22 protein-coding genes are annotated in these 18927 nt (G+C 37.3%); 17 read left to right on the top strand and 5 right to left on the bottom strand.

Annotated features, from left to right (window positions below; all coding sequences use genetic code 11):
* Positions 1-13: 13 nt before the first annotated feature.
* The 15 genes from OC533_RS05845 (at position 14) to OC533_RS05775 (ending at position 12096) form a co-directional block, all read left to right on the top strand.
* The gene (locus OC533_RS05845; RefSeq protein ID WP_003721282.1) at positions 14-238 is read left to right on the top strand and encodes a DUF896 domain-containing protein; all 225 of its coding nucleotides are present in this window, start codon (positions 14-16) and stop codon (positions 236-238) included.
* A 163-nt stretch (positions 239-401) separates the two neighbouring features.
* The gene (gene rpiB / locus OC533_RS05840; protein ID WP_185539322.1) at positions 402-851 is read left to right on the top strand and encodes a ribose 5-phosphate isomerase B; all 450 of its coding nucleotides are present in this window, start codon (positions 402-404) and stop codon (positions 849-851) included.
* Positions 848-1516: a ribulose-phosphate 3-epimerase gene (locus OC533_RS05835; RefSeq protein WP_194322483.1), complete on the top strand. Its 669-nt coding sequence runs from the start codon at positions 848-850 to the stop codon at positions 1514-1516. The genes rpiB and OC533_RS05835 overlap by 4 nt, the downstream gene beginning before the upstream one ends.
* A 6-nt stretch (positions 1517-1522) precedes the next feature.
* Positions 1523-2173, top strand: a complete 651-nt coding sequence (locus OC533_RS05830; RefSeq protein ID WP_194322481.1) for a transaldolase family protein — start codon at positions 1523-1525, stop codon at positions 2171-2173.
* Positions 2174-2281: 108 nt separating this feature from the next.
* Positions 2282-4342, top strand: coding sequence for a BglG family transcription antiterminator (locus OC533_RS05825; RefSeq protein ID WP_194323217.1), 2061 nt, complete (start codon positions 2282-2284; stop codon positions 4340-4342).
* A 3-nt stretch (positions 4343-4345) separates the two neighbouring features.
* Positions 4346-4948 (top strand): SIS domain-containing protein, encoded by a 603-nt coding sequence (locus OC533_RS05820; protein ID WP_033533376.1) that lies wholly within the window; start codon positions 4346-4348, stop codon positions 4946-4948.
* Positions 4949-4975: 27 nt separating this feature from the next.
* A complete protein-coding gene (locus OC533_RS05815) occupies positions 4976-5443 on the top strand; it encodes a PTS sugar transporter subunit IIA (RefSeq protein WP_010990452.1) in 468 nt (155 codons plus the stop codon).
* A gap of 16 nt (positions 5444-5459) precedes the next feature.
* The gene (locus tag OC533_RS05810; protein ID WP_033533374.1) at positions 5460-5858 is read left to right on the top strand and encodes a hypothetical protein; all 399 of its coding nucleotides are present in this window, start codon (positions 5460-5462) and stop codon (positions 5856-5858) included.
* Positions 5859-5868: 10 nt separating this feature from the next.
* Positions 5869-6519, top strand: coding sequence for a ribulose-phosphate 3-epimerase (rpe, locus tag OC533_RS05805; RefSeq protein WP_010990453.1), 651 nt, complete (start codon positions 5869-5871; stop codon positions 6517-6519).
* Entirely contained in the window at positions 6516-7562 is a 1047-nt protein-coding gene (locus tag OC533_RS05800) for a galactitol-1-phosphate 5-dehydrogenase (protein ID WP_003765522.1), read from the top strand. The genes rpe and OC533_RS05800 overlap by 4 nt, the downstream gene beginning before the upstream one ends.
* 15 nt (positions 7563-7577) lie before the next feature.
* Entirely contained in the window at positions 7578-7871 is a 294-nt protein-coding gene (locus OC533_RS05795; RefSeq protein WP_003721293.1) for a PTS sugar transporter subunit IIB, read from the top strand.
* Between the two features lie 14 nt (positions 7872-7885).
* On the top strand, positions 7886-9157 hold the full coding sequence (locus OC533_RS05790; RefSeq protein ID WP_194323218.1) for a PTS galactitol transporter subunit IIC: 1272 nt from the start codon (positions 7886-7888) through the stop codon (positions 9155-9157).
* A gap of 139 nt (positions 9158-9296) precedes the next feature.
* A complete protein-coding gene (locus OC533_RS05785; RefSeq protein WP_003765526.1) occupies positions 9297-10232 on the top strand; it encodes a ribose-phosphate diphosphokinase in 936 nt (311 codons plus the stop codon).
* A gap of 514 nt (positions 10233-10746) precedes the next feature.
* Complete coding sequence (locus OC533_RS05780) at positions 10747-11334, top strand: hypothetical protein (protein ID WP_262265239.1); 588 nt, start codon at positions 10747-10749, stop codon at positions 11332-11334.
* A 78-nt stretch (positions 11335-11412) separates the two neighbouring features.
* Positions 11413-12096, top strand: coding sequence for a type 1 glutamine amidotransferase (locus tag OC533_RS05775; protein ID WP_185500780.1), 684 nt, complete (start codon positions 11413-11415; stop codon positions 12094-12096).
* Positions 12097-12114: 18 nt separating this feature from the next.
* Here the strand turns inward: OC533_RS05775 and OC533_RS05770 are convergent, their stop codons facing one another.
* A complete protein-coding gene (locus OC533_RS05770) occupies positions 12115-12474 on the bottom strand; it encodes a Lin0512 family protein (RefSeq protein ID WP_003770606.1) in 360 nt (119 codons plus the stop codon).
* A 6-nt stretch (positions 12475-12480) separates the two neighbouring features.
* Complete coding sequence (locus OC533_RS05765) at positions 12481-12939, bottom strand: MarR family transcriptional regulator (RefSeq protein WP_003770608.1); 459 nt, start codon at positions 12937-12939, stop codon at positions 12481-12483.
* 391 nt (positions 12940-13330) lie between these two features.
* Here OC533_RS05765 and OC533_RS05760 point away from each other — a divergent pair, with 391 nt between their 5' ends.
* Both OC533_RS05760 and OC533_RS05755 read left to right on the top strand, forming a co-directional pair.
* Complete coding sequence (locus OC533_RS05760) at positions 13331-15166, top strand: LapB repeat-containing protein (RefSeq protein ID WP_194323219.1); 1836 nt, start codon at positions 13331-13333, stop codon at positions 15164-15166.
* 75 nt (positions 15167-15241) lie between these two features.
* Positions 15242-15673 carry a universal stress protein gene (locus OC533_RS05755; RefSeq protein WP_194323220.1) on the top strand — a complete coding sequence of 144 codons (432 nt, stop codon included), beginning with the start codon at positions 15242-15244 and terminating at the stop codon, positions 15671-15673.
* Between the two features lie 43 nt (positions 15674-15716).
* On the opposite strand, the gene OC533_RS05750 is transcribed toward OC533_RS05755, so the two are convergent.
* From OC533_RS05750 to OC533_RS05740, 3 genes are all read right to left on the bottom strand, one after another.
* Positions 15717-17144 (bottom strand): CapA family protein, encoded by a 1428-nt coding sequence (locus OC533_RS05750; protein ID WP_194323221.1) that lies wholly within the window; start codon positions 17142-17144, stop codon positions 15717-15719.
* 110 nt (positions 17145-17254) lie between these two features.
* On the bottom strand, positions 17255-18067 hold the full coding sequence (locus OC533_RS05745; RefSeq protein ID WP_003760599.1) for a histidine phosphatase family protein: 813 nt from the start codon (positions 18065-18067) through the stop codon (positions 17255-17257).
* 421 nt (positions 18068-18488) lie between these two features.
* Positions 18489-18857 (bottom strand): DUF1304 domain-containing protein, encoded by a 369-nt coding sequence (locus OC533_RS05740; protein ID WP_194323222.1) that lies wholly within the window; start codon positions 18855-18857, stop codon positions 18489-18491.
* Positions 18858-18927: the final 70 nt, after the last annotated feature.

The following is an 18927-nucleotide window of genomic DNA, read 5'->3' as shown; positions in this document are numbered from 1 at the left end:
TAGGAGGGATAGCATGAAATTGTTATTAAAAAATATTAATGAACTTGCTGCAAAACAAAAAAGTGAAGGATTAACTGCTTTTGAAAAAGAAAGACAAGCTGCCCTTCGTCAAGAATATTTGAAGAAAATTAGAGGAACAGTGCAAGATAATTTACATCACGTAACAATTATTGATCCACTTGGAGACGATGTAACTCCTAAAAAACTAAAAGAAATCCAAGCCGAATTAAGAGGCTGATATAAATCAAAAGGTTGAAAGAGCTCATTGCTTTTTCAGCCTTTTTTTGTTGACAGAGCTAATTTACCATCTTGCGGAGTCGAGTAGAGAAAAATGGTGACGAACAGTTTAACATTTTCGGAAATACTGGTGCTACAATCAAAATGAGAAAGGAGAGGATAACATGGAAATTGCAATTGCAGCTGACCATGGTGGATTTCAGTTAAAGGAAAAAGTTCGCGCACATTTAATTGAAAGCGGCTACAAGGTGAAAGATTTTGGTTGTTATTCATTAGAGAGCGTGGATTTTCCAGAGTACGCCGCTAAAGTAGGGCACTTCGTTGCAACCGAAAATAGTTTAGGTGTACTCTGTTGCGGAACAGGAATTGGGATGTCGATCGCAGCCAACAAAATAAAAGGCGTGCGTGCAGCTGTCGTTTCAGACACTTTTTCAGCAATGATGACTAGGCGACATAATAACAGTAATGTTCTTTGTCTTGGTGAACGTGTTCTTGGCGATAGTCTGGCATTACTCTTACTTGATACATGGCTTGCGGCGGAATTTGAAGGTGGTAGACATATGACAAGGCTCGCAAAATTGACAGAGCTTGAGGAACAGGAGGGAGTTGAATGAAAATGATTGCGGCTTCCATTATGTGCGCAGACTCGCTTCATCTCGCTGACGAACTCCGGGCACTCGAACAAGCAAACGTAAAGATGCTCCATTGTGATGTGATGGATGGTGTTTTTGTAGAAAATGCAGCGATGGGCGCCTATGTCCTTCAAGATATAAAAAACAATACAGATATGTTGCTTGATATTCATTTAGCTACAGTGAATCCTGATAAATTTGTGGATTTGTATACGGCGATAAAGCCAGCTTATATGTCCTTTCACGTAGAAGTTTCACCTGATGTCGATGCGACTATAAACCACATTCGGGAGCTAGGAATCAAACCATCCATTGCCATCAGCCCGGATACAGAGATTGAACAGATTTATCCATTTTTAGAGAAAGTCGATATGGTTTTAATGATGACCGTTAACCCAGGATTCGCCGGACAAAAATTCCAGCATCATGTACTAGAAAAAATCAAGAAACTTCAAAAAGAACTTGAAAGCCACACCAATAAACCATTAATTGAAGTAGATGGCAATATTTTTGAAGAAACAGTTCGGTTGCTTGAACCAATTGGCGCAGATGTCTATGTCGTTGGAACAGCCGCATTATTTAACGACAAGGCAGGTAGTTATACAGAAAAACTGGCGCCACTTAGAGAAATTATCCAAGAAAGGTGAGGGAAAATGCATTTAGATTCAGCTAATTTAGAAGACGTGAAAAAAATTCAAACCAGCTCCATTTTTAAAGGAATTACAACGAACCCAACCATTTTAGTAAAAGAAAAATGTAATCGAGAAACAGCGATTAAGCGTATTTTAGAACTAACAGATAAACAAGTTTTTGTACAGACAGTTGGTTTTACCTATGAGGAAATATTGGCAGATGCGCGCATGTTACTAGCTACATTTGGGAAAGACAAAATAGCTATTAAGATTCCGGCACATGAGGCTGGTACTAATGTGATTGATACACTCAAAAAAGAGGATAAAGCCATTCAAATCTTAGGAACTGCTATTTATTCGGCTGATCAAGCAATCGCGGCCGCCTTGGCTGGTGCAGATTTTGTTGCTCCATACGTGAATAGGATGAGCGCGGCGAACATCGATCCTTTTAAAGAAATTACTCAAATGCGTCATTTTTTTGATAAAAAGGCACTTAAAACACAAATTATGGCAGCGAGCTTTAAACATAGCGGACAAGTAATGCAAGCCTATGAAAACGGCGCAGATACGGTAACCGTTCCTTATGAAATTTATTCGCAAATGACCAACAAAGTTTTAGCATTAGAAGCAATTCGTGTCTTTAATAAAGATGCTACATTGTACGAAAATTAACAATCTCCTTCTCATGTTGTGGAAGTGTGTGGAGAAAACTTGTGATGAAAGCGCATTCTTAAGCGCCAAACCCTATGCTATAATTAGGCTATCAAAGGGGGGAGACGCATGTATCTGGATAACAGAAGTAAAACACTATTTCAAGAAGTCATAAAAAATCCGAACATTACAAATAAACAACTCGAAGTAAAGTATAAATTATCGCGTTACCAAATCAGCTATAGTTTTCAGAAAGTAAACGAATGGCTCAAGTGGAAAAATTATCCAGAAGTAAAGCGTTCCAAAAACGGCAGATTTATATTAGAACCAGAGCTTACAGCGCTATTTTCTGAGAAAGAAACTCGAGATCCGAGCGTAGAATACTTACCTTCTGAAAATGAACGTGCTAATTTAATTTTGCTAATGCTTTTAACAGCAAAAGAAGAACTATCCCTCGCCCATTTTACAACGAAGATTCAAGTAAGCAAAAACACCATTCTACGTGATTTAAAAGTAGCGCAAAAATTACTTCCTAAAGAAACTACGGTCACTTATAGTAGAGCATCGGGTTATCAGTTAGCAGGCAGTGAGTGGGAACTGCGCAAGGTTCTGACACAAGTTGTTAGTAGCGTTAAAGAGATGTTTCGAGGAGAGCACTATTTCCTATCGTATTCAGGGATTGAAAAAGTCCAACTAATGGAAATTCGCCGCACACTCGAAGAAGCAGAAGCGATGATGCAAATAAAATTCACCTATGAACAAATCGAATTACTACCCTATTTGCTATCCGTGATGTTCTTAAGAATCAGAGACCGGCGTTTAATCGATACTGCTTTTCATATTGACGAGAAATCACTTTCAGACACGCGAGAATACCACATTACCGATATTTTGCTCGAAAAAACTGGCCCAGTTCCAGAACAAGAGCGACTTTTCATCACATTACAACTTCTTACAACAAACATTTTTTCCGGCGAAATCTTAACTGAAAAATTAACAGAAGACTTGGAAAAAGTTGTCCTCACATGCTTAGACCTATTCGAGAAAAAAGCACTTGTTTCACTTAAAAACAAACATATCTTAATTGAAAAATTACTCTTACATCTAAAACCAGCCTATTACCGGATTAAATACCAAATGAATTTAGAAGATACACTTTATGAAAAATTCAATCAGGAATTCGAGGCGCTTAACTTTATTGTTAAAGAAGCTTTTGATCCACTTGCGAAATTTATTGGTCGCGAAATTCCGGCAGGTGAAATATTCTTCATTTCGTTGTTCATTGGGAGCGATATGATTCCGCAAAATGATATTTACCATAAACAAAAACGAGCGATTGTTCTTTGCCCGAGCGGGATTACTTTTTCAAAAATTATGGAAAATATTTTAGTAAAACTATTCCCGGAAATTCATTTTTATCCAACTATATCTGTTCGTGAATACGCCTTTTTCAAAGCAGAAGTTGATATTGTTTTTTCTTCTATTCCATTAAAAGATGGCGAAAATGTTTTTGTTGTTCAACCGTTTATGAACGATATTGAAAAAACACAACTAAGGCAACAAGTGCTACAAAATCTTTTCGGGATGGGAAACCAGCTCACAAACATTGATAAAATCATGGAAGTCGTAGAACGTAACGCCGATATAAATGATCCGAATGCAATACGAGATGGAATCATTGATATTTTGTCAGCGAATACAGCTACAAATGAAAATAAACGTGTGAAAAAAGTCTATTTACATGATTTAATCACCGAAGATAACATCATGATTTGTGAGGATGTTAAAAACTATCAAGAATCGATTCGTCTAGCGAGTCAGCCGCTGTTACTGCAACAAGCAATTACAGCGAACTATGTAAAGACCATGATTGATAACCATAAATTCCACGATCCGTACATTATTATCGGTGAAGATATTGCCATTCCACACGCAATGCCTAATGCAGGGGTAAATCGACTCGCTATGTCTCTTTTAGTCGTGAAAAATGGTGTATATTTTTCAGAAACAGAACAAGTTCATTTCGTAATAGTTATCGCACCAGTGGATAAAGAGCAACACATTGAAGCTCTTTACCAAATCGTTCATTTAGCAGAGAATCACCAAATTTTAGATGATTTGCTCGAAAATGTAACGAAAGAAAAAGTCATGCAAACAATCAACCAATTAGTAATTAGAGAGGATGAATAAATTTTGGATAAACAAGCTATTTTAGATAATATTCACCAAACATGGCAAGAAGAAGCAAATGCGATTTCCCGTTTGCCGGAAGTAACAAGTGAAGAGGCTCTTGTTAAAACGGTTGAAAAAATCGCTGAGTGCACAGGGAAAATTGTCGTAGCTGGCTGTGGAACATCCGGCGTCGCTGCGAAAAAATTAGTACATTCTTTCAACTGTATCGAACGTCCGGCAGTCTTTTTAACCCCATCAGATGCTGTGCACGGGACTCTCGGTGTACTTCAAAAAGAAGATATATTGATTCTCATTTCAAAAGGTGGAAATACAGGCGAATTACTTAATTTAATTCCTGCTTGTAAAACAAAAGGGAGTACATTGATTGGTGTAACAGAAAACCCAGAATCTGTTATCGCCAACGAAGCAGATATCTTTTTCCCAGTAAGTGTAAAGAAAGAACCAGATCCTTTTAATATGTTAGCAACGGCAAGTACAATGGCTGTTATTGCAAGCTTTGATGCAATAATTGTTTGCTTAATGACCTATATGAATTACACAAAAGAGCAGTTTTCAGTCATCCATCCTGGTGGTGCCGTTGGAAACAAATTATTAAATAAATAAACAAGCAGCCAGTCGGAGGGATGCAATTTGGATGTATTAGAATATTTTAAAGAAGAAATGGTTCGCTTTTCAAACGAACAAAATAAAGAAAAATTACTTACAGAAATGGCGGAACAGTTATGTGAGGTAGGCGCTGTAAAGCCGAGTTTCAAAGACGCCGTAATTAAACGGGAAAAAGTTTTTCCAACGGGATTACTAACCGCTCATGCTGGAGTCGCCATTCCACATACAGACAGTGAACACGTTATTCGCCCAGTTATTGCTGTGCGGATACTTAAAGAACCAGTTTCTTTTATCGAAATGGCCTCTGATAACGAAGCAATTGATGTGAGAATTGTCTTTATGATGGCGCTGAGGAGTGCTGACGAACAACTAGATATGCTACAAACACTTATTCAACTTATTCAAGACGAGGAGGTGATGACGACCTTACTTAAAGCGCAAGAAACGGGAGATGTTCTCTCAGCAATAGAACATTTTTCTAAGAATAACTAAGGGAGGTCGGGAATAAATGGGGAGTTTTTTTGCAAGCTTTGTAGATTGGTTAATAGGAAGCCCTGGTAGATTTATCGTTAATTTAATTGAAGGAAATATGCTGATTTTCATGTTCGTAGTGATGATATACGCCACCACAATTTTATACGCCAAATGGACACTCGCATACTACTTACCGAAAAAAATGAGTCAGTTAGCAGAAATGAAAACGTGGGAACTGGACGAATTACATGCAGCGTGGCAAACAGAGAAAAAAGCTCTACCATGGTATATTCTCGTTCCAAGTCGCAATGAATTTTGGGTGAAATCTGCCCGAAACGCACCAGAATCAACTAAATTACTCCATTTTAGTCAGCAAAAATTAAAACTAAGTGACAAAGAAAAGTTACAAAAAATCATAGAAATTCAATCTTGAGGTGATAATAGTGGCAAAAATAGTTCCGTCTGTTTTTGGAGCAGACATTGGCAGAATTAATGAACAGTTAGAGGTTCTAGAGAAAAATGGCATTGATTTATTACATGTGGATATGATGGATGGCTCATTCGTCCCAAACATTGCTTTTGGTCCTGATCAAATCAAAATGATGAAAAAAGGCACAAAACTTCAATTTGATGTGCATATGATGGTGTATGAACCAGATCGTTATATTCCAAGATTAGTGGAAGCTGGTGCCCATATGATTACAGTCCACCAAGAAGCGACAACTCACTTACATCGTACAATTCAACTAATTAAAAGTTACGGAGTGCGCGCTGGAGTTGTGTTAAATCCAGGTACACCACCAAGCACTCTAGAATACGTGTTAGATGATATTGACTGTATTTTGCTTATGACTGTAAATCCAGGCTTAGGTGGTCAAAAATTCTTCCAATCAAGTTTAGAAAAAATCAGAAAAACCAAAGCGTATATTGGAAATCGTCCTATTCAAATCGAAGTAGACGGCGGAGTAAATGACGAACTTGCGAAAGAATGTACACTTGCAGGCGCAGATTTAATCGTTGTAGGATCTTATTTATTTGAAGGCGATATCGAAGCGAATTTGGAAAAGTTATCGAAGGGAGTTTTAACAGAATGAAAGCTTTAAAATTATATGGAAAAAGAGATTTGCGTTATGAAGACGCAGATATGCCAACAATCGAACAGCCAGATGATGTTATTTTGAAAGTAAAAACGGTTGGAATTTGCGGATCAGATATTTCGAGATACAGTAAACTTGGTCCGTATGTACCGGGAATGGTGTGGGGACACGAATTTTCAGGAGAAGTGATTGAGGTTGGTAGTGCGGTAACTGATATTGAAATTGGTGATAGGGCTGCCGGATGCCCAGCACTCTATTGCGGAGAGTGTGAATACTGTAAAAAAGGCGAATTCGCCCGCTGTCGGAAGCTAACAGTAATCGGAGCAAGACATCCCGGAGCCTATGCTGAGTATATCAAACTTCCAGCAGAAAATGTAGTAAAAATACCAGACGAATTAGATTATGAAGCGGCTGCACTTGTAGAACCTTCCGCAGTGGTCGTTCATGGATTTTATCATACGAAATTACAAGCAGGCGATGATGTCGTCGTTGTCGGAAGCGGCAATATCGGTTTGCTAGCAATTCAATGGGCAAAAGTTTTTGGGGCAAGAAGAGTTATTGCGATTGATGTAGACGATAAAAAGTTAGCTCTTGCGAAAGAAGTGGGAGCAGACGTAGTTATTAATTCTTTAAAAGAAGATCCATTAGAAGTAGTCGCAGCACATACAGATGGTCTAAACGCTGATTTAGTTGTAGAAGCCGCGGGATCACCTATTACATCCGCTCAAGTTTTTGCCTATGCGAAAAAAGGTGGAGGCGTCGTGTTCCTAGGAATTCCATATGCCGATGTAACAATCGAACGTTTCTATTTTGAAAAAATTGTGCGGAGTGAGCTTACAGTTTGGGGTTCATGGAACGCAATTTCCGCACCATTTCCAGGAAAAGAGTGGCAAACAACCATTCACTTCCTAGCTAACAAACAAATCAACATTGAGCCAATGATTACACACCGTCTTTCACTTGCTGAAGGACCAGAAGTTTTTGAGCGAATCTATGAAAGAAATGAATTTTTCGGGAAAGTACTATTTTTCCCAGAATGATAGGGGGATTTTAAGATGAAAAAGAAGAGAATTTATGTATGTTGTGGGACTGGAATTGCGACTTCCACAGTTATTTCCAAAAAAGTACGTGCGGTATTAGATGAAAAGCGCATTCCATATGAAATTAGTCAATGCACGGTTCAAGAAGTAGCTTCAAAAGTAAGCACATCCAAGCCAGACATTATTGTTAGCTCAACGACTGTTACAGGCGATGTTGGTGATGTACCAGTTGTCATTGGAAGATCATTTTTAACAGGCCTTAAAAAACAAGAAACAATCGATGAAATACTCGCGATACTTCAAGATTAAAGGGAGGGCACAAAATGGATATTATTCTAGATTTCTTTAAGTATATTATTGGGCTTGGTGTAACAGTTATGATGCCAATTATCATTACCATTCTAGGTGTGATTTTCCGCAAGAAAATTAGTGTAGCTTTTAAAGCGGGATTAACGGTTGGTGTTGGTTTTGTTGGGCTAGGCGTTATTACTTCACTTATGTTAACGACCATTACACCAGTAACGAAAGCACTGGTAGAGAACTATAATTTTAAATTAACCGCGACGGATATTGGTTGGGGAGTTGGCTCGTCACTCGCATGGGGGACTGAAGTAGTGCCATTTGTTTTTGTAGCAATTATTGCAACTAATATTTTAATGATTGCCTTTAAATGGACGAAAACAATGGATGTTGATATTTGGAACTACTGGCAGCCGCTTTTTATCGCGAGTGCACTTTACTTAACAACTGGTAGTATGATTATTGCGATTCTTAGTTCGATTATTAATATGGCAATTATTTTCAAAATCGCTGACTGGACGCAAAAAGATGTAGAGGATGTATTAGGTTTGGATGGAATTTCCTTACCACAAATTCAAACTTCTGGGTGGGCTCTTGTTGGTTATCCGATGAACTGGTTACTTGGAAAAATTCCTGGCGTTAGAAAAATCAATTGGTCCACAGAGAAAGTTCAAACCCGTTTAGGTATTTTCGGCGAACCAATGCTGATGGGCTTAATTATCGGTGGTGGACTTGCAGCAATTGCGCAAATGCCACTAAGCCAAGTACTGCAAACCGGAGTAACGATTGCAGCTAGTTTAGTACTTATTCCACGGATGGTTTCGCTTTTAATGGACGGTCTTACAGTTATTTCAGAAGCTGCCCATGAATTCATGGAAAAAAGGTTTCCGGGTCGCGAACTATTCATCGGACTAGATTCAGCGGTTGGGATTGGACACCCATTTGTACTTTCACTTGGACTGTTAATGATTCCAATTACTTTAATCTTAGCGTTCATTTTACCAGGCAATAAAGTATTACCTTTAGCTGATTTAACGGCATTACCATTCTATATGATTTTTGCCATTGTTCCTTCAAAAGGTAATTTGTTTAGAGGGATTTTCACAGGTATCGTTATCGTCATTATTACCCTCTACCTATCAGGCGCAGCGGCACCACTGATGACGGAACTTGCTGGTCAAATCGGCTATAATATACCAAAAGATGCTGTAGAAGTAACTTCACTAGCTGTAGGGACTCAGTGGTATACTTGGATTGTATATTACGGACTTCATTGGTTCGGCGACATTCTTTAATTGCAATATAGTGAAACAAGCATTAGTTCGCGCTAATGCTTGTTTTATTTCCGGGAAGAATTTTTAGCTAGTAGACAACCCTCAGACAGTTCTATATAATAATAAGGAGAAGAAATTAGTACGGCGGAAGGAGATAGCAATGACAGGCAAAATGAAACTTTTTTCTGTGACGAGTGAGAGACCACTTGCGACAAAAATTGCAGATTATCTAGATATACCTTTATGTGAGGTGGAGCTCCAGAAGTTCAGTGATGGAGAAGTGAAAATTAATATTGAGGAAAGTATCCGCGGAACTAACGCGTATGTTGTTCAATCAATGAATGCAAACGTAAATGAACGCTTAATGGAACTTTTAATCATGGTAGATGCCTTAAAACGCGCTTCCGTGCACTCAATTAATATAATTATGCCTTATTATGGCTATGCTCGTCAGGACAGAAAAGCACGCTCAAGAGAACCTATTACTGCCAAATTAATGGCAAACTTAATCCAACGTGCGGGAGCAAATCGTTTAATCACTGTTGATTTGCATGCAGCTCAAATTCAAGGCTTTTTCAATATCCCAATCGATCATCTTTCAGCAGTTCCACTTATCGGTGATTATTTGATTGAAAAATACGGTGAAGAGGACGTTGTTGTAGTCGCACCAGACCATAGTGGCGTTGTTCGTGCACGTAGAATTGCTGATCGATTAAATGCGCCAATCGCCATTTTAAATCGTAAACCAAGACCGCACGAAGATGAGATTATGAGCGTTATCGGCGACGTGAAAGGCAAAGTCGCAATCGTTGTCGATGATATTATCGATACCGGTGTACGTGCCACAACTTCAGCTGACATTTTACTTGAAAAAGGGGCAGTAGAAGTAATCGCGTGCGCAACCCATTCAGTCATGGCTGGAGACGCGACTGAACGTTTGCAAAACTCAAGAATCAAAGAAGTCATTACATCCGACTCTATCGACCTTCCAGAAGAAAAACAATTCGAAAAACTAACAACGATTTCCATCGGACGAATCTTAGGTCGCGCAATCGAAGGCGTCCAAGAAAACCGTTCATTGCATCCGTTATTTTAAAGGATAAGTAGAAAACAGTAACTAATAGAGTTGCTGTTTTTTGTTTTTAGTAAACTATCGACCAGCAGTAACGTAAAAAACACTGAAGACCGACAGAAAGTTGTGAATGCTTGGAGGAAGCGGAGTTTAGAGATATTTGCTTTGAAAAAGTATGCTGGCAAAAGTAGATTTTATCTGATTTTGAACAGGTCGACAGAAACAGCCTTTTGAGGTAAGATGGGAGTAAGAAGAAAAGCGCACGGGTTTTAGTTACTTATTGTGAAATGTAAATAAGGTTGAAGCCCATTCATCAAATGAGCTTATAGGTTTTAGTTACTTATTGTGAAATGTAAATTTTATTGCAAATAAAGGTATTGATTGAGCTATAACTGAGTTTTAGTTACTCATCATGAAATAAAAGCCCAATATATAATCTTTGCTCACATTTAAAAATCACATTTTCAATTTATATCCATTAAAATATTGCTTTTACCAACTCTCTCAAAAACTCAAACATAATCTGGAGGACATCAACATGAAAAAAGTTCTAATGCCACTTATGCTACTCGCAGTTTTATTATATGGGTGTTCATCACAAAACGAAGAAGTAACGAAAGAAACTGCCATTTCGAAGACGATTTCTATACGGGCGGACTACACTATTCCAGCAAATTTGGATGAACTAGCAGCCAACAGTGATTCTATTGTTAAAGTGAAATTTCTACAGAATAAAGACATCGGTAAAAATGGAAGTACGATTAGTGAAGTAGAGATTTTAAAAAACTACAAAGGTAATTTTAAAAAAGGCGAAAAAGTAAATATTTCGGAACCGTGGTATTTAAGTGATGATAAATATGTCGCGGTTGAAAACTATATTGCACTTGAAAAAAATGAAGAATATACCTTGTTTCTAAACGAGGGTGACGATAAAATAAGTTCTATAGTTAGCATGGGTTATGGTAAATTCAGTGAAAAGCTCCAAGAAAAACAAGGCGCTCTGGCAGATTTTGACAAACTTGGCGAAGTTCAAAAATACGATTTTATTTCCGAAAGTAAGGATGAAGTAAAGAATTACCGAGCAATCAAACAACAAGTTTTCGAAAAATATCAAGATTCAAAGTAAAAATGGCAAAAGATTTAGCCTAGTTGCGGAAAACTTAAAATTCCGTCATAATAGAAAAAAATGACGGGAGCTGATAAATTGATTATTGATGTATTGCAACATGTGCCGCACGAAGGACCTGGACTTATAGCGAATTGGGCGAGAGAAAATCAGCATCAGTTAAAGATACATACGTTATTTGAAGAAAATGAACATGTTCCAAAAGACTCGGATTTTTTAATTGTGCTTGGGGGACCGATGGGGATAAATGATACAGCTGAATTTCCCTGGTTAGTGGAAGAGAGGGCCTTGATAAGACGATTAAGTGAGCAAAATAAACCGGTATTTGGCGTATGTCTTGGTGCTCAGCAAATTGCAGCGACTTTTGGCAGTGAGATTACGGTAAATAAAGAAAAGGAAGTCGGCTGGTTTCCTATTAAGCGAACATCGGAAAAATTAGCGTTCTTTCCCGAATCGCTCGACGTATTTCACTGGCATCAAGATACATTTTCGTTGCCGGATGGTGCTACTCGTTTGTTTGCTAGCGAAGGCTGCTTAAACCAAGGCTTTATATACGGAGAAAATATTATCGGTTTACAATTTCATTTTGAAATGGAAAAGGCTGGAATAGAGACTATTTTGCAAATTGATGAGGAATTTATCACACCAGGTAAATACGTTCAATGCATCGAATTAATGCGAGCTAAAAGTGTTCCTCGGGATAATAAGCAAATGTTAGAAGCTATTTTGGACTATTTGATAAAAGTAAAACCATCTGACTAAAAATCAGATGGTTTTTTCTTAATATCCAGTTTCAACAGAAGCGTTGACAATATACATTAAATCGTTCTTGTCTTCTTTATCTTCCAAGAAAATGCCGCTTGTTGTCATCATGCCGCCAGCCATTTTTTCGATTGTTACCGTACCATAAGGGATAATTGCGCGAATAGTATCTTCGTCTAATTTATCAGCATCGCATGGTAAAGCTAGTTTGATATTCACTACCATGTTTTGTAAATCACCCTCTGGAAGGAGCCCTTGAATCCCGGGCATTGAATTAGTGAAAATCGCATTTCTTACAGCGCGTTCAGCCGCTTTTGTTATATTTTGGCCGTGGACATCTACACCAAAGCCCGTTTGAATGAATAAAATTTGTTCCATCATTGGTCACTCCTTAAAGTCTTTTATTAAAGCTGCACCAGGTCGGTTTTTTGCGTAGCCTTCCATCACTTCGGTAAAATGTAACCCATCAGTATCAGAGGAATTAGCGAATATTTCTGCCATCTGTTTTCGCTGTGCAGCACCGAGTTCGTTTTCTAATTCTTTACCCGCTGTGGTCAAAAAAATACAGCGTTGGCGTTTGTCGCGAGTGCCTTGTTCAATTGTAAGAAGTTCGCGATCTTTTAACTCTGCAAGTGGCTGGTGTAAGGCTTGTTTCGATATTTCTAAAAAGGTTAAAAGTTCGTTAATCGTAAGTCCAGGCATCCGTGCAGTAAAGAACAAAATGCGATGATGTAATCTTTTTAGTGAATGTTTGGCAATAATTAAATCAGCGGTCTCTGTAAATGCTTTATAGCCGAAGTAAAATAAAGCGATTTGTTGATTCATGTTTTGCTCATTGTTCATAAATATACCCCTTTTTCTGTCAATATCAACAGTATAGCATAAATAGGGCGAAGGAATGATGGTAAGCGTACTACTTTTTTCCAATAAAAGAGCTTGTTTTTTAAGCTGAATTTGATAAGTTTTTAAATAAATTGGAAACAGAAAGTGTAATATTAGTATTTGCAAACCCGTATTTGTGTACAAAATGTTACGTTAATAGAATTTTCAATCTTTTTATTTTTGGGAAATAAAACGCTTTCTTTGTTGATTTAAAGCGATTTATCAATATTATAAACTGAATAATATGAATATTAAAGCAAATCAAACGTGAAATATTTTACGAAAACGTATTGAGAGTTAATTTTTATGACGTTATACTTTGGAAAGAAATCAACCATTAAGGAGATTATAAATGAAAAAAGTTCTAAAATTGTTTCTCGTAACTATTTGTATGTTTATAATGATCTATCCTACAACGGCAGTTCATGCAGATGAAACATCAGATGTCGTTAATATTCCTGATACAAACTTAAGAGCATATCTGAATGGACTACTCAAACAAACGACGAATGCTCCAATCACTAAAAGCCAACTAGCAACAATCAAAACCGTTACTCTTTCTGGAAGTAATTATACTGATCTTACCGGTATAGAAGAAGCGGAAAATCTTACAACACTTACACTTAACAATACAAACATTCAAACCCTAGAGCCAATTAAAAACCAAACATCTTTGACTTACATAACGGTTAGTGGTGACAATGTGAAAGATAGCCTTTTTGTAGATTTAAACGGGCTAGTTAATTTACAGAGCTTAAGTATCAGTGGCAGCGAAGTAACACATAATATTTTTAACAATTTTAATAAATTACCGAAACTAACCTATCTGTACGCACAAAATTCAATGAAAATCACGGATATTTCTGCATTAGCCTCTTTGCCAGCATTAACAACGCTTTTTGTGCAATTTGATGGAATTGATGATTTTCGACCTTTAAATAATTTTGAGAGTTTTAAAAATGGTAACTTAAAAGCTTTAGCAGCATTTGGACAAAATACCGGGCGGACAAATCTGCGCATCACGCTTAAATCAGGCAAACTTGATTTTAACGAAGCAAACCAAACGTTATATTTACCATTTTCGATGATGCCAAAGCCATTAACTAGCTTTGATGGGACAGTTGCTCCTTTTTCTAAGTCAACCTCTGCAAGTAACACGTATTTAGGTTTTAACGATGTGGCACTTCCAAGTTCACGTCTTACAATTACAGATGATGGCATTACAGTAAGTGGCGTAACGAAAGAAGAATTTGATAACCTTGACGAAATTGAATATAATGCACGCTATGACTTTCCAACTGGCAGCTATCCGACACCACCAAGCATGACTTCATATACAATCTCCAGCGGAACATACGATCAGTATTTTGATATTAGCCACACTTTAGATTTAACAGCCGATGAAAGTTTTGACTATAACCAATACGATGCAACAACCGAAGAGCAATTTTTAAAAGATGTTCATGCTAAAACGGACGATGGCACTCTTGTCCAAAGTGACTTTAACCAAGTCGTAAAACTAGATGTACCGGGCGAATACACGGTCACATTAAACGCAGAAAATGCAGCAGGGCTCAAAGCAACCCCTGTGACAGTAAAAGTAACTGTACATGAAAAACCTGTTATCACAGCAGATCCTACCATTTCTTATAAAAAAGCAACAACTAAATCAGTCGACGAATTTTTAACCGAGATTCATTCAGCTGTAACAGGAAACGCGACACTTACAAGCGATTTTAATAAAGTAGTAGATTTAACCACACCAGGAAAATACACCGTAACATTAAATGCTGAAAATGAGCGCGGCCAAAAAGCAGATCCTGTAACAGTTATTGTGACAGTCACTGATGCGGACGGCGAAACAGTTGACCCGACACCACCTACACCTGAAGAAAAGACCCCAACACCCGAAGAAAAACCCTCAACGCAAAATGAAAAATCACCTTCAGAACCTACAAAAAACCCAGACATACAAAGTGAAAACACAGAAGAACAAGTTACTGTGCAAGAAAAAGCAAATAATACTACATTAACAACTAATGAAAATGTAAGAACAAAAACAAACCAGCCAAAAACTAAAGCACTTCCAAAAACCGGAGATGCAGGATTCGGCACTCTTCCGTTAGTTTCAGCAGGAGCAATGCTTAGTTTGACGGCTCTCGTTCTTTTCAGAAAACGCAAATCTTAAACATCTGAATAGAAGCCTAAAATTATTTTTATAGGGTATTGAATACTATAAGAAAAGTTGTAGGAGGTTATAATTATGGAAAAATATCATCGTATTCTTGTAGCTGTAGATGGCTCGGAACCAGCGAAGTTAGCCTTTGAAAAAGGATTAGAATTAGCTCTGAAATTAGATGGTGTTCTTGGTATTGCAAGTATTGTTGATTTACGAGCTTTTTCTCCAAATGTTTCTTATGATGGAAGTTTAGAAGAAAAAGCGGAATTAGAACTAAAAACGAGCGTAAATGAATTTGCCGACATTGCAAGGAGAGCTGGAGTGGCGAAAGTAGAAACTTTTGTAGCTAAAGGAAATCCTAAAATCTTACTATCGACTGATATTCCCGCAGAATTTCAAGCAGATTTAATTATTTGTGGAGCTACCGGAATGAACCGGGTTGAAAAACTTGTGCTTGGTAGCGTATCTTCTTATATTATGGCCCATGCGATTTGTGACACTTTAATAGCAAGATAAGAAAAGAGTAGATACTTTCAAGGTATCTACTCTTTTTGTTTTATCAAAACGGATCAAAGTACGTATATTCCGTTACTCCACCTGGAACGGGTTTACTGATACGAGTTAGTTCATCAACTATTTTCTTAGCATCTTCACCAAATACTGGAAGAGGCTGATAGTTGTTTTCTGTTGTGCTACCATCGGAATTTTCGTAAGTAGGAACAATAGAAATATTTTTTAAAACAATTTTATTAGCTTCTTTTGTAAAACGCAATTGGAACATCGAGGTCATCCTTGAAAGGAGAGTTGGGTCCGCGCCAAAAGCAAAATCGCCCATACTATATACAATATATTTATCTTTATATTTTTCGACACTTTCCAGGCGGTGGGGATGAGCTCCCATAATTATATCAGCACCAGCATCTAAAATAGCATGTCCAAATTGAGTTTGGTAGTTTGTTGGAGTTTCACGATATTCGACGCCCCAGTGCATATTAACAATAACGAGCGTATCTTCTTTTTTATATTTTTTAACGTCTTTTACAATTCTTTCAAGATAGGCTGGAGACTGCTGACTCATTCGGCAATCGTAACCAAGCATCACAGTTTTCATTCCTTTAATCGTTGTTTCAAGCGGTGCATCGGAATTAAAAACAGGAATATTATTATCTTTGAAAGCTTTTAAAGTATCATCATAACCAACTTGAAAGTAGTCTTTAGTATGATTATTTGCAAGATTCGCTGCGTCCACGCCACTCGCTGGTAAAAAGGCTACATGGGCTGGATCGCTTTTAATGCGCCACTTTTTATTTTCAGCTTTTGTAGCATTTGTAAAAGCACTTTCGGCATTAATTACTGTAAAGTCATCAGATTTAAACCAGGGAAGACAATTTTTAAAAACATACGTATTAGTACCATTATTTTTTTTGAATACATTATCAAATTTTAGGTTTTCTGGTGTTTCTGGATAGGTGCCAAATGAATTATCACCAACCATTGTTAACGTAACGACGCCGTTTTCTTTTAATCCTTGCTCGTTAGCCGCTGCTGCTGCATAAAACCAATCATATTGGCTTGTTTTTTCTATTTCAGTTAATTTTTGTTCGCTTAAAAGAAAGTTAGGATATACTTTTCCAAGCGCTTTTTCATCAGCTTTCCCAGTGCTATATGATTTTACGGCTTCTAAGCATGCTTGCAGGTTTTTGATATAGTCACTAGATTCATTTTTTTCGGTAGAATAGTTGTTCAGCTCTTTAATTAATTGATTCAACTCAGAAAGGGAAGCTTTATCGGCTCCTGAATTTGCTAGGGAACTCAAGGTTTTCTTCGTTTTTGCTGAGATTGTTTTGAGATTAGCAGGGGTTATTTTTTTTTGAGTGGTGGTTTGGGTATTATTTTGTTCGGGTTTGTGACTGGAATTAGTAATCCAAAAAACTCCTGCTATAAAGATAAATGCAAAACCAATGATAATAAAAGTAAGTTTCTTCAACTAGATGTCCTCCAAGGTTCCATTTTCTCTAAGTATATCTATAGTTATTTAGAAATACAAGATTCTTTTTAAAGTAAAAGCCCAAAATAATTTGGGCTTTTACAGTGATTTTATTTAGAACCTTTTTCTACATAGCTTAAATCATTTACATCGCCAATAGTGAATTTACCATCTTTGTAAGTGATTTTTGTAACACTTGCATTTTTAATTCCAGCTGGTGGAAGTTTATATCCAGGTTCAATTGTATCAAGAAGCGCGCCAATACTTAAGCCATGGGAAACTAGTAATACATTGCTGTCTCCATTTTTGCTTTCTTTCTTAGCAACTTCTGTTAAACCATCTTTTAGTCGAGCTTGGATAGTTGCGTAATCTTCTGCAGGCCAGTTTTCGCCTTCTTTTACGCGAGTTTTATCAAGAGCAGCTACACTATCCGCAAATCCTTTTGGAGAGATACCAGCTTTTTGCCATTCTTCTAAAGTTTTACCTTGGCTTTTCGCAATATCAGTCCACATATTTTCATTTAAATCGCCTTCATAAGAACCAAAATTAAATTCGCGGAAACGTTCATCTGTTTCTACTTTTTTATCCGCAGATTTAGCACTTTCTTTCAAAATTAAGTTTGCAGTTTGGATGGCACGACCGCTATCACTACTATATGCAGCAGAGAAGTCAACGTCTTTCAAGCCTTTACCAGCACTTTTTACAACGTCTTCCCCAGCTGGAGTAAGAACTGCATCTGACCAACCTTGTACACGGTCAGTTGTATTTAACATTGTTTTACCGTGACGTACAACATAAAAAGTCACAGTACCATCTTTTTTAGTTTCTTTGGATGCTTTGTCTGCGTTTGAGTTATTTCCACAACCCGCAATTAGTAGTAATGCACAAAACACCATCATTAATTTCAAAATATTTTTCTTCATCTTATTCTCCTTTTTGTTAGTATTTAGCAAAATAAAAACCTAGATAAATCGAAAAATAGCCCAAAAAGCCAATTCTCCATTTATCTAGGTTATGCCCAAGTTGGTAACATTCCTGAATAAGGATATTTATTTATAGCTCGATTTTAGCATGAACAGAAAGCGTTTACAAGTCTGTTTTTAGTAAATTTTAAAAAATAAATGAATCTTTGGTGGATAAAGTGGCTTAAATGCTAGTGGTTTAACGTGTTAATTAGTTGGAAAATTTACTGTATTTTACATTTTAAAGATGTCTGAAGTATTACTTTTGATGCTTTATTTAGTACGGTTTGCGTTGTGTTTATTTGCTAAAGGTATTAAGAATTAACTATCATGAGACATAAAAAAAGACCAGGATACAAATCCCAGTCTTTTCAAAACTCTTCTAAACCAACAAAACCGTAACCAACGCCAAAACGGCCGGCAAGCCCTGTTTCACCAAAATCCCCTTAGAAGAAGTCGCCCCGCCAAACAGCGCCGCCACAACGACACAACTCAAAAAGAAAATCTGCACAGTTTCCGCAAATCCTGCTCCCGCGAAAAACAATCCCCACACAAGCCCTGCCGCAAGAAAGCCATTATAAAGCCCTTGATTCGCAAATAGCGTCTGTACTTTCTTATTCGCAAGGAGTTCTTTCTCCACACCAAATGTCTTGGCTGCGAGTTTGGTATTGGCGAAAAACATTTCTAAAATCATTATATAAATATGCTCGATCATTACGATGAAGGTTAAAATAAATGCTAAAATGGCCATAAAAAATCCCTCTTTTCTACTTCGAAGTATAGCATAGCTTGTAAATTTTTCGTAAAAATAAAGCTTGAAA

The sequence above is a fragment of the Listeria sp. Marseille-Q6474 genome (assembly GCF_946902005.1).
Classification (GTDB): domain Bacteria; phylum Bacillota; class Bacilli; order Lactobacillales; family Listeriaceae; genus Listeria; species Listeria innocua.
Note: the sequence above shows the minus strand (reverse complement) of the source record. Positions and strands in the feature narration are given on the sequence as shown.